Raw genomic sequence first — 12,128 nt, forward strand, 5'->3', positions numbered from 1 at the left:
GATAGGCACTCAGAACTTCTTGGTGACGAACAGGTTGATGAAGCGTGGCTCGCTGTAGGCGTGGTAGTAGGTGGGCTCCGTGCCGGAAAAGCGCGTGCGGTAGCCGCCTGACTGCGGCCGTCTCAGGTCGGTCAGGTTCTTGCCTTCCAGGCCGGTGGTGAGGGTGCCGTCCGGTGTGGTCCAGTTGATCGTGCCGTTGAAGAAGGTCTGCGCAGACACGGCGGTCTGCTCGGTGTTGAGCACGTCGGCATAGCGCTTGGATTCGAAGTTGGCATCCAGGCCAAGGCGCAGGGCGCCGGGGAGGTCCAGCGGTACCCGGTAGTTGACGCTGGCACTGGCTTGCCAGGTTGGCGCGTACGGGAAGTCCAGCCCTTCGAGGGTGGTCAGGCCTTGCTCGTTGGTGGGCAGGGTGGCGGTGAACTTGTCGTATTCGGTTTCCAGGTAGGCCAGGTTGAAGCCCAGTGTCAGGTTCTCTGTCGGCAAGGCGGAGATTTCCAGCTCTACGCCTTGCGAATGGGCATCGCCGGCGTTGATCAGGAACGAACCCGCGGTGCCCAGGGCGCCCGTGGTGTACGCGCGGACCTGGAATTCTTCGATGTTGTTGCGGTAGATCGCCAGGTTGGTGGTCAGGCGGTTGTTGAACCAGGCCGCCTTGATGCCGACCTCATAGGCCGTTGTCGTCTGTGGGTCGTAGGGCGTAATGGAGCTTTCCAGGCTGGTGGCGCGCAAGTCGAACCCACCGCTCTTGAACCCCTGAGAGTAGCTGACATAGCCCATCAGGTCGGGCGTGAACTGGTATTGCAGGCCGAGCTTGGGGGTGAAGCTGCTGTAGGTTTCCCAGGTGCCATTGACGTCGTAGCGAGCGGCCCCCCTGGAGAACAGTGAGGAAAATAGATCCGTATCGAAGTTGCCGGGCAGCGGGTAGATCAGCGGGACGCCTGCTTGCGTGGCGCCCAGGTTGTCGAATTTCTTGCGCTCTACGGTATAGCGCGCACCCAGGGTCGTGGAGAGTTGTTCCGTCAGCTCATAGTCGAACTGACTGAAGACCGCCCAGCTCCTGGTGTAGGAATCGCTGTCCGCCCAGGCTCTGACCCCGACGTTGTTGAGGTTGCTCGATGCGCTCTGGTTCAACCGGTTGTTGTTGAAGAACTCATCGAAGTAATACAGGCCCACGACATAGTTCAGACGGTCATAGCTGCCGTTGAGGTTGAACTCCTGCGTCCAGTAGTGCTGGTCGAAGCCTGCGTAGCTGTCGCTCTTGATCGCGGTGACGCCGTCGTTGTCGTAGTAGATCGGGCCCTGCATGCCGCGCCAGGCGCTGACCGACTTCAGGGTGATTTCCGGTGAGAAGTCGTAGAAGAAGGTCAGGGAGCCGCCATAGACCTGGGTCTTGTTCAGCGGGCGGGTATCCGACCAGGTTCTGTCCGGGTCCGGGCTGCCCCCGCCGGGCAGGCCATTGGGCTGGTTGTGCGGGGTGTAGTAGGTCTGTGAACTGCGATCCCACATGCCATCGGCACTGAACGAGGCGGACAGCTTGTCGGTAAGAACCGAGTTCAGTTTGGTGCGCAACATGGTCAGGTCGAGGTCATTGACGTCCTTGTCCAACGGAATGCTGTGGGTCCAGCCATCGCGGGTTCTGCGCACGACCGAGAACGAACCGTTGAGCCGCTCGTCATCGAGGATCGGGCCATTGACGCGGGCCTTCAGGTTGAGGTTGTTGTAGCTGCCATAAGAGGTGCTGACCTCGGCGCTCGGATCGGAGGTGGCGTCCTTGGTGACGAACTTGATCGCGCCCGCGCTGGAGTTTCGACCGTAGAGGGTCCCTTGCGGCCCGCGCAGAACCTCGACCCTTTCCAGGTCGGGTGTGTCGTAGATGGAGCCCACGGTTCGAGCGAGGTAGACATCGTCCACATAGACGGCCACGGTCGGCTCGGGATAGGTATCGATTTCGCCGACGCCGCGAATGGAATATTGCTGGGTGGTGTAGGAGGTGGAGCGCTTCGGCGCTACCAGGCCGGGAACCTTGCCGGAGAGATCGCGGAAGGTGGAAATCGACTGCTGGGCAATGTCATCGGCGGTGAAGGCGGTGACCGCGACGGGCGTTTCCTGCAGCGGCTGGGAGCGTTTCTGTGCGGTAACGACAACGTCACCCAGCCGGGGCTCGCTGCTGGAGGGATCTTGCGTGCTGGCTGCGCCCTCCTGGTATTCATCCGCCTTTTTGGTTTTCTGTACGACATCGGCATAAGCGGGGGGCAGCATCATACCGAATGCGCCCAGGCCGATACTCACGGCAAGTTTCGACTTCTTCATGGATGGTCTCGCTGGTCTTTGAATGATTTTTCATAGGTATGGTCCAGCTGTTATCAGGTCCCTGCTGGCCAGATTAATGACTAATCAGCGAGCGGTGAAATACTGTTTTATGATGTTTATATTTTATAAAGTCATATCAAATATATTAGTAAATTGCATTTAAAGATGCTGGGTATCCTGCTGTGTCCTCGGGTCGATACAGCGGTAGGACAAATCGACCAGCAGGTTGATCAGAACGTAGAGTGAGGCGATCAGCAGGACGGCGCCCTGGATCACCGGAATGTCCTTCTGGCCTACGGCTTCTATGACCGTGCGGCCCAATCCCTGCCTGGCGAAGAGTATTTCGATCACCACGGTGCCCGACAGCAGCGTGCCCAGCAGCACGCCGAACAGGGTCACCACGGGCAGCAGCGAGTTCTTCAGGGCATGCTTGAGGTAGATGTTCAGCAGGCCGCTGCCCTTGGCTTTCAGCGTCAGGACGTAGGGTTCGTTGAGGGTGTCGAGCATGCTGCTGCGTACCAGGCGGACAAGGGTGCCGGAGGCGATCAGTCCCAATGCCAGCGCGGGCAGGATCTGACTGCTCAAGCCCGTGTTGCCCACGGAGGGAAGCCATTGAAGCCTGACGGAAAACAGCAGGATGAGCAGCGTGCCCAGCCAGAAGGACGGCATGGATGCCAGTACCAGGGCGGTCCACTGGATGCCGCTGTCCAGCAGGCTTTTGTGGCAGATGGCGGAAAGGCTGCCCAAGGCAATGCCCGCCAGCAGGGCGACCAGGGCCGCGAGGAGAGCAAGCTCCAGCGTAGGGACCATCTGTTCCAGCAAGCGGTCGAGCACGGGGGTATTGGTGATGAACGACGTCCCCAGATCGCCCGTCAGCAGTTTTCCCAGATAGGAGGCGTACTGCTGGAGTATGGGTCTGTTGGTACCGAGCTGTTCCTGGATGGCGTGGATGGTTTCCTGACTGGCGTTTTCTCCCGCAACGATCTCGGCGGGGTCACCTGGCAGCCAGAACAGGATGAAGAAGACCAGGGTGATCGTGCCGAGGATGACGCCCAGGGAATGGATAAGCCGATTCAGCATGTACATGTTCGGTCTCGCTGACGAGGCGGGCACGTTTCGACCGCTGTGTCGGAGCGTGCCCGCGGACTATCGGGATTCAAGGCTGGGCAATGCGTGCCGACTGGAAGAGCGGAAAGCCGCCCTGATCCAGCACGATGCCACTCACCCTGCTCGAGTGGGCGAGCGTGTAGGGCAGGACATAGATGGGCACGGAGTAGGTTTTGCCGATGATGCGTTCCTGGATCTTTTTGTAGCGCTCGCGGCGCTGGCCCTTGTCGGTTTCCTGGCTGGCCTGGGTCAGCCATTGGGAGAGCGTGTCGTCGGCCAGCGTGATGATGCGGATGCCGCCCGCTCTCCTGTCGCGGTAGATGCTTCTCAGCACATCGGGGTCGGAGGTGAACTGGCTGCCGTTGGAGATGTTCCACTCACCCTTGGCGATCTTCTCGAAGTTGAAGCCCAGCACCGAGTCGATGACGACATCGATGCCGACCTTCTTCAGGTGGTTTTTCACCATGGTAATGACGTCGAGGCGCTTTTCCCGGTTGCCCTCGAAGTGCACGAACACCAGACGAAGTTTTTCGCCGTTGCGTGTCCGGATGCCATCCTGGCCGAGGATCCAGCCTTGCCCGTCGAGCAGTTTCCCGGCTTGTTCCGGGTCGTACTTCCAGCTGTTCTCCAGGCTCGCGTCATAGCCCGGCAGCGAGGGTGAAAGCGGCGACCAGGCTCTCTTGAAACGCCCGAGGTAGAGCGTCTTGACGATCGAATCGACGTCAATGGCCAGGCGTACGGCAGTGCGCACGTTTTCATCATCCAGCGGCGCGCGCAGGGTGTTGAAGTACAGGGAGAAGTTGTGGTTCAGCAGCTCCTTCTGTTGCACGACGAAGTGCTTGTCGGCGGCGAGTTCGATGAGGTTTTGTGGCGGTACGATGTCCACGGCGTCGACCTGGCCGCTTTTCAGGGCGGCGATGCGCGTGGTTTCGTCCGGCAGGTTTTTCAGGATGAGGCGATCGATGACCGGCGCTGCATTGTCTGGAAACAAGGCGGATGCCCAGGCGTACCGCGGATTGCGCTCCAGGTTGATCTGCGTGCCGTGACTGAGGCTCTTGAACAGGAAGGGGCCGCTGCCCACCGGGTTTGAGGCGAACTCCTTGCCGTATTTCGCGACCGCTGCTGGAGAGACGATGCCAAAGGTGGATTTGGACAGCTTGTTCAGCAGTGCCGCATCAGGGCGTTTGAGAAAAAGCCTGACCGTGAGCGGGTCGACGACCTCCGCTTTTTCATAGGCGTCGAAGTCCTGGTAGGTGGCGAATGACGCGGGCTCGGCCATGCGCTCGAAGTTGAATTTCACGGCGGCGGCGTCCAGGACGGTTCCGTCATGAAACGTGACGCCTTCCTTCAAATGGAAGGTGTAGGTCCTGTTATCGGCGGAGACTTCCCAGGAGCGCGCCAGCCAAGGGCCTGTCTCATCGTTCGGCAGCAGGACGACCAGGCTGTCGAATACCTGCCTGAGCATCCGGTTGTGGGGGGCGAAGGCGATCAAGTGCGGGTCGAGCTGGAACTGGGTCTGTGCGCCGCCATCGATGCCGAAGACCACCTGCCTGGCGGCGCTTGCGGCGGGCCTGGATTCGTCCGGGTTGCCGCACCCGACAAGAATGCCGGCGAGGAGGGGGGCCAGCCAGAACTTCATGTTGGAACGCATGGGGTTTTCCTTATGACTACAGCGGGAAGTGACAGGCTGCCCATCGATCGGTGGCGATCAGGCGAAGCTCGGGTATTTCGCGTGTGCAGCGCAGGGTCGCCGCCGGACACCGGGTGTGAAACACGCAGCCGTCCGGCAGATGGGTGGGCGACGGGATTTCTCCGCTGAGCAGGAGGCCGCAAGGCCCGGCAGCCTGCCCCGGGTTGGTGCTCGCCAGGGCGCGGGTGTAGTGATGGGCCGGATGGCTGAACAGCTCGGTCGAGGGGGCGATTTCGACCAGCTTGCCGAGGTACATGACGCCGATACGGTCGCAGAGGTGGCGCACCACATTCAGCCCGTGGCCGATGAACAGATAGGACAGGCCATATTTTTCCCGCAGGCTGAGCAACAGGTTGACGATCTGCTTCTGCACGGAAACGTCGAGGGCCGACACCGCTTCGTCGGCCAGGATGAATTGCGGATTCAGGGCAATGGCCCGGGCAATGCTGATGCGCTGACGCTGCCCGCCAGAGAATGAGCGCGGGTAGCGGTGCAGGGCGTCAGGGCTCAGACCGACCTCCTGCAACAGCTCCTGAACGCGCTCCGAGAGCTCACCGTTGTGCAGTTTGTGGTGCAGTTTCAGCGGCTCGCCGATGATGTCGCGGACCGTCCACTTCCAGTTCATCGCGTCGTAGGGATTCTGGAAGACGATCTGGGCGTTCCTGCGAAACGCCATCTGCTGCTTCCTGTCGGCCAGGGCGATGTCCTGGCCCTGGAACAGGATCTGTCCCGCTGTCGGTTTTTCCAGACCGGTCAGCAAGCGGCCCAGCGTCGACTTGCCGCTGCCGGATTCGCCAATCAGGCCGAAGCTTTCGCCGGGGCGGATGGAGAAGGAAATGTCGTTGACTGCCTTGATGGGCTTGCCGCGCGAATGCCTGGAATGAAACCACCGGGACACATTGCTGACGGTGAACAGTGCCTGGCTGTCGGTGTCCGGCGATGGCTGCGCGACGGTGGGGCGCGCGGCCACGGTATCGCCGAGCGCGCGGCCGACGGCACTGTCCATTGGAATCAGTGCGCCCAGCAGTTTCTGTGTGTAGGGGTGTTGTGGGGCGTGGTAGAGGCGGCCGGTGTCGTCTCGTTCGACCACCTCGCCCTGGTACATCACCAGGGTGGCATCGCTGATCTGCGCCGCGACTTCCAGGTCATGGGTGATGAACAGGATGGACATCTGTCGTTGCTGCTTGATCTCGGCGAGCAGCTCGAGAATCTGCGCCTGGATGGTGACGTCCAGCGCGGTGGTTGGCTCGTCGGCGATCAGCAGCAGGGGATCGCAGGACAGCGCCATGGCAATCATGGCGCGCTGCAGCATGCCGCCGGAGAGTTCGTGGGGGTACTGGTCGAGACGCAGGTCGATGTCCGACATGCGCACATCCGCCAGCAGTCTGCGGGTTTTCTCCAGCGCTGCGTGGCGGCTCAGTCCGTCGTGCTTGCGGATGACCTCCGTGATCTGGCTGCCAATCGTGTAGACCGGGTCGAAGGCCTTCATCGGCTCCTGGAAGATCATGGCGATCTGCTTGCCGCGCAGGGGGCGCATGTCCCGCTCGCTGAGCGCCAGAAGCGCCTGGCCGTTGAACGAGATGTTGCCACTGATGGAGAACAGTCGAGGGTCGAGCAGGCGCATCAGGGCCTGCGCTGTCAGGCTCTTGCCGCTTCCGGACTCGCCCACGATGCACAGTGTCTGGTTGTGCCGCAGGCTGAAGGACACGCCATTGACCAGCGGTGTCGACAGGCCATTTTTGCCTACCGTGATGTGCAGGTCAGTGACTTCCAGCAGTGGCGGTTGATCGAGCGGGGATTGGACGATAGTCATGGCGCTACTCAATGCGAGCGTTGCTTCAGGTCGATACGGTGTTTGAGGCTTTCTCCGACAAGGTTGATCGCGATGACCAACAGGGTGATGGCCAGGCCGGGGAATATGCAGATCCACCAGGCGACACTCAGGTAGCTGCGGCCTTGTGCCAGGGTGTAGCCCCAGTCGGGGAGTTCCTCGATGGCACCCAGGCCGAGAAAGCTCAGTCCCGCTCCCGCCAGAATGGCGGTGCCGATACCGATGGTGGACTTGACCAGCAGTGGCGAAAGGCAGTGCGGGAACACATGCCGGACGATGATCCAGGCCGTCGACGCCCCCATGGAGCGGGACGCTTCGACGAATGCGCGGTGGCGCACCGCAAGCACCGCACTGCGCATGACGCGCACGTAGGCGGGAACGATCATCAGGCTGATCGCCAGGATGACGTTGGTGAAGCTGGAGCCCAGTGCCGTGGCGATGATGATGGCGAGAAGAATGTCAGGCACTGACAGCCAGACATCGATCAGACGCATGATGAGTCGATCCAGCCGACCACCGCGAAAGCCCGCGAGCATCCCCAGGAACACACCGATGCTGCCGCCGATGAGTACGGCGCATATCCCCAGAATCAGCGATTGCCTGGCGCCATGGACGACCAGCGAGAATACGTCCCGGCCATATTGGTCTGTGCCGAACAGGTGGGCCGCGCCTGGTGCGGCAAGAATCGCGTCCTGGTCCATGTGCCGCGGATCGTGGCTGGCGAGCTGCTCTGGCAGGACGGCGCAGAGCACCGCGCTGAGGATGAAGAGCAGGGGCAGCAGTTCAAGGATCTGGCGCAGGTAGGCAAGTCGTTGCCTGGCCGCGCCCGCGAGCTTGTGCAGGCCGGATCGGCGGTGCGCGTGTGCCGACAGCGTCCGCTGTGCTGTCGGGGAAGGGCTGGAGGCGCTCGACATGCGCAGCGTGACAGGCGCGCCTGGGCGGTGGTGATGTGCCTGGACGGCAACGTCACCCGGACTCTCGTACCCTCCGGGGCTGCGGGCGGGCGTAACGGCATGCTGCGTCATGGGACTCTCATCATTGGGTTCTAGAGGTGGCGGTCTGCCGACTCGCTGACTAGAGCGCCCCAGGTAGATGAGGTGGCTTGGGTTTAACAGTATGGGTATAAACTGTCGTCGTAAAATTCTTTTTGGTTATATGTTAATTATGAAAATACAGAATTTATATTTGAATAATTATGCGTGATATGAATTTTAAGTGGGTGCATCGAACTGTGTTCGATCGCTGCTTTTGCTGACGGAATGGCAGGAGCTGGCGGCATTCGGTCGGGCTGCGAGAACTTAAACGCCTGCTCCAGGTCTCATCGGCACTTTAGCTCCCCCCTCGTGCCTCTGGAGGCGAATACAAATGAGAAAACCCCTGGTTGCTGTCTTTGCTTGTGCATTGACGCTCGGGATAACGGCATGGGTGCCCGCTGATATCTCGCCGATTGCTTCCGCCCATGCCAAAGGTGGTGGTGGTGGTGGTGGCGGAGGTGGACACGGCGGTGGGCATGCGGGTGGCATGGGCGGACAGGGTGGAAATGGCAAGGGCTCCGCAAGTGATCACGCTGGAAAGGCGACCCGCGATCATGGCGTAAGCGGCAATCATTACGGTAGCTCGCGCAACAGCGACAACGGTCATGGGACCACCACCTCGGGTGTCGCTCGCTCCAAAGACACTCGCGGTTTGGCCAAGTCCACGGCCATTTCCCGAACCACGCCAGGCGATCACAATTCAAAAGGCCTGAGCAACGCTGTCGGATCCTCTTCGAAAAATGATCGATGATTCGACTGCTTCGCTGTGGTAACGACCCCGGCGTTCACGAAAGCCCAGCCCATGCTGGGCTTTTTGTACCCGCGATAGCACGGAGTTGGCACTGGTGATGTTGCCGGGTAGTGGTCGCTTATGGAGAGGCGCAGCAGGAGCGACTGAATTGTCTGACGTTGTGTAAATAAAAATGGCTGTCGAACACTCATTGAATGACATGAGTATTTATCCGTTCGGATCGATTTGTCATATCTTGCGCTTCATGATCTCAACTTCGATTAGTTTGATTGCTTCGCTCTTTGTTGCCTCGGCAAGCGCTTCAGTGGTTGTGAGTATTTTGTTGGAGATTCGCCTCAGAATTAATGGGCCTTGACTACCTTCTTTACGTGTCACTCCTTCAGGGCTACTGATCGATACCGATCTGTTTGTAAAATAATTCCCGACAAGTTTGTTTTCGTTGCTCAGATAGAGCAGGTTATATGACCCCTTGAAGTCTGGCTGCTCTTTACCCAGGCCAATGTGCTCGTACAGGATGCACAGATCGGATCTTTCCGCGGTGGTGTCCTTGAGCGTTGCCACGATCGACTTATTGTAGCCAAGCCTCTTGTCGAGATCCCAAGGCTCTGCCGAGGAGTTCTTGAAGAAGGCATCTTCGTGAATGTATATTTCAGACCAGTTCTGCTCGATGGTAACGATCGCCAGATGGGGCCAGTCTCTTTGGTAATTAGGCAGCGTGCAACCCATCCAGGTGCCTCCAAGGTCAGGTATATCATTGCCAACAAATACCCAGGCCTTTTTATCATAAATCCAGTATATGCCCAAGAAGACCAAGGAATAGAGACCGATAATATAAATGGCATCCAGGCCAGCCATTTCCAGAAGTCTTGGGGTGATGTATGAAATGGCCGCCGTAATTCCATAGGCTATTGCGGCGATGCACGACAATACTTTCAATCGATTTCTTGTGTCGGTCGAGTAGGAGTGCAGCTTGCTCATTTACACGTCCTTTTCGTTGACCTGCATGGTTATTGGCGACATTGGAGAGTGTAGCAACGTGTCTGGCAGTGTCATCGCCTTGCAGGACTTGCACAGCAGGAGCCCATTGAAGGGTTCCGAGATTTGATTTTTCCGGCGATCAAAGCGCTTTGATATCATCCGCTCTCCAGCGAAAAAGCCCTGGCTTTCCAGCGTGCCCACACCCCGTGCCACGCGCCAGCGTCGAATTACAGGAGTAGCGCGTGAAGATCGGTGTTGATTTCGGGACGAGTTTCTCCAGTGCCGCGGTTTGCATGAATGGCAAGGTTCAGTACATCACGTTTGGCCAGGAGCGGCAGTTTCGCACCGCGGTGTTCTTCCCCAATCGGCACGTGGATGAATCGCTGTTCAGCCTCACTGCCGAGCACGAGCGCGAGATCGACAACGCGATCCGGGCACGCAAAAGCCGTTACTCCCAACAGCTGGCCGACTATGAGCAGCGTCTTGCCGCGGTGCTCGGCGAAGAGCGAAAAAGGGCGCGCGAGGACGACCCGTATTCGGCGCAGGAGAAGGAAAAGCGGCGTTCGAACCTGATCAAGCCCCGGCGCTTCTCCGATGAGGAAATGTACCGGATGGAGTTCAATGCGATCCTCCGGCGCTGGCGCGAACAGCAAAGCGAAAGCATCGCCCAGGAAGGGCTGCACGTCAGGCAGGCCACGGGGGTGTTCGGCGAGGATGCCCTCGATGCGCTGTACAACAACGAACCCGGCAAGATATTCCAGTCACCCAAGTCCATGCTGGGCTTCAAGCTGGAGCAGCCTTATCTCGACGTCGTGACCGGTGTGGTGGCGCAGGTCCTGGCGCATATTCGCCAGGCCGCCGAACAGCAGCTGGGCACTGAAGTGCGCGCGGTGGTGCTCGGGCGACCTGTCGAGTTTCGCGGTATCGGGGCCAGCGCCGATCCCCTGGCTCCGCAGCGTCTGCTGGAGCAGGCGGCCAGGGAGGCGGGCTTTACCGAGGTCGAGTTTCTCGAGGAGCCCTGTGCCGCCGCCCTGGCGTATCACGTCGGCGAGCCGGTCGCACACGAGGCGCTGATCATCGATATCGGTGGGGGGACGACCGATGTCGCTTACGCAACGGTCGGTGGCAAGGCCGCCAAGCCGGTGATCCACCGGGTCTGGGGCAAAGGGCTCGGCGGCACGGACGTGGATGTCGAGTTGTCCATGCGCGTGGTCATGCCGTTGTTCGGCCACGGGCATGAGCATGGGCTGGCGCAGTATGCCTACCGCAGTGCGGCGAAGGTGGCCGAGTTGAGCCGGCAGCAGGAGTTTCTCAGGACTTGCACCAAGCGCGTGGTCGAGCCCTTCAGGACACGCCTGGAAGCCCTGCGCCTGAAGGGCAGGACGGTCAGGCTCAACCGGGATGTCGAGCAGCTCAAGATCGAACTGAGTGACGAGAGTACGGCGGGCCTCTCGCTGGACTTCATCGAACAGGACCTGGCGGCGCATGTTGACGATGTTGCGCTGACGGCAAGCGCGCAGGGTTTCCTGGACAAGCTTGGGCAGTTGCTGGAACAGGTGCGCAGTGACCTCCCGGAAGTCAATCCGGTGATCTTCATGACCGGTGGCATGTCCAGGGCGCCCTATGTGCAGGACTGCGTGCGCAGCTACTTTGGTCTGTCGCGGATCGTGGCGGGTGATGCGTCGTTTGGTGTCGTGAGCGGGCTTGCGCAGTTTGCCCGGCCCGTCGAAACCGCGGACCCCGCGCGGGAAGAACAGCGCATGACCCGCCTGCGCGAGCGCTATGCGCGGGTCATGGCGCACGCTGACGAGTCGGCGGCCCTCTACCGCACGAAAGTGGATGACTTCGAGGGGCAACTGAAGGTGCAGAAGCGCATTTTTGCCGGCACCGACATTGCCGGATACCTGGAGCTTCTCGAACAGCAGGTGAGCACCACCTATGAGGCCAACCAGCTGGCGGGCTGGCTGCCGCAAGGCGAGAGGTTCACCGAGATCGAGTATTTCGAAGCGCTGGTGCGCCAGGACGGTGGTGCCCGGTGCTTCAAGTCGGTGGCCGATGTGCCCGGGTTCCTGCGTCATGAGTTCGAGGATTGGGACGACGAGGCCTTCCGCGCGCATGCCAAAGACCTTCGCCAGGAATATCGGAATGTCTGCGGCTGGGTGTTCGAGGCGCAGGAAACCATGGAAGAGGAACGGGGCTTCGAGGATTTCTTCGAGGAACTCGGCGCCTGGCCCGATGGCGTGGAGGCGCTGAGGCGCTACAACGACCAGGCGCTCGCGCTGTTCGACAACCTCCAGGAAGGCTTGCAGCGCTGCCAGAAGGCCGGCCTTGATCTGCTGCAGATGGCCGACTATCGCCGCGAGGACTACGACCCTACCTTGATGCAGGAACTGCTGGATTCCTGATAACCCCTGCTTGCAATCCGCG

The 12,128-nt window shown here is 60.2% G+C and carries 8 protein-coding genes; 2 read left to right on the top strand and 6 right to left on the bottom strand.

Annotation, left to right across the window (positions count from 1 at the left end; all coding sequences use genetic code 11):
* Positions 1-9: 9 nt before the first annotated feature.
* The 5 genes from CHB99_RS26050 to CHB99_RS26070 all read right to left on the bottom strand — a co-directional run bounded on the left by CHB99_RS26050 (position 10) and on the right by CHB99_RS26070 (position 7,963).
* On the bottom strand, positions 10-2,310 hold the full coding sequence (locus tag CHB99_RS26050; protein WP_042126440.1) for a TonB-dependent receptor: 2,301 nt from the start codon (positions 2,308-2,310) through the stop codon (positions 10-12).
* 159 nt (positions 2,311-2,469) lie between these two features.
* Positions 2,470-3,396: an ABC transporter permease gene (locus CHB99_RS26055; protein WP_042126442.1), complete on the bottom strand. Its 927-nt coding sequence runs from the start codon at positions 3,394-3,396 to the stop codon at positions 2,470-2,472.
* A gap of 70 nt (positions 3,397-3,466) precedes the next feature.
* Positions 3,467-5,068 carry an ABC transporter substrate-binding protein gene (locus tag CHB99_RS26060; RefSeq protein WP_042126445.1) on the bottom strand — a complete coding sequence of 534 codons (1,602 nt, stop codon included), beginning with the start codon at positions 5,066-5,068 and terminating at the stop codon, positions 3,467-3,469.
* Between the two features lie 16 nt (positions 5,069-5,084).
* Positions 5,085-6,920: an ABC transporter ATP-binding protein gene (locus tag CHB99_RS26065; protein WP_052419476.1), complete on the bottom strand. Its 1,836-nt coding sequence runs from the start codon at positions 6,918-6,920 to the stop codon at positions 5,085-5,087.
* Between the two features lie 8 nt (positions 6,921-6,928).
* A complete protein-coding gene (locus tag CHB99_RS26070; RefSeq protein ID WP_084702800.1) occupies positions 6,929-7,963 on the bottom strand; it encodes an ABC transporter permease in 1,035 nt (344 codons plus the stop codon).
* 340 nt (positions 7,964-8,303) lie between these two features.
* Between CHB99_RS26070 and CHB99_RS26075 the strand changes: the two genes are divergently transcribed.
* Positions 8,304-8,723, top strand: coding sequence for a hypothetical protein (locus tag CHB99_RS26075; RefSeq protein WP_089266683.1), 420 nt, complete (start codon positions 8,304-8,306; stop codon positions 8,721-8,723).
* Between the two features lie 228 nt (positions 8,724-8,951).
* Here the strand turns inward: CHB99_RS26075 and CHB99_RS26080 are convergent, their stop codons facing one another.
* Positions 8,952-9,701 carry a hypothetical protein gene (locus CHB99_RS26080; protein WP_042126447.1) on the bottom strand — a complete coding sequence of 250 codons (750 nt, stop codon included), beginning with the start codon at positions 9,699-9,701 and terminating at the stop codon, positions 8,952-8,954.
* A 242-nt stretch (positions 9,702-9,943) separates the two neighbouring features.
* Between CHB99_RS26080 and CHB99_RS26085 the strand changes: the two genes are divergently transcribed.
* Positions 9,944-12,106: an Hsp70 family protein gene (locus CHB99_RS26085; RefSeq protein WP_245655623.1), complete on the top strand. Its 2,163-nt coding sequence runs from the start codon at positions 9,944-9,946 to the stop codon at positions 12,104-12,106.
* Positions 12,107-12,128 lie beyond the last annotated feature (22 nt).

The organism is Pseudomonas japonica (assembly GCF_900188455.1).
In the GTDB taxonomy this organism is placed as follows: domain Bacteria; phylum Pseudomonadota; class Gammaproteobacteria; order Pseudomonadales; family Pseudomonadaceae; genus Aquipseudomonas; species Aquipseudomonas japonica.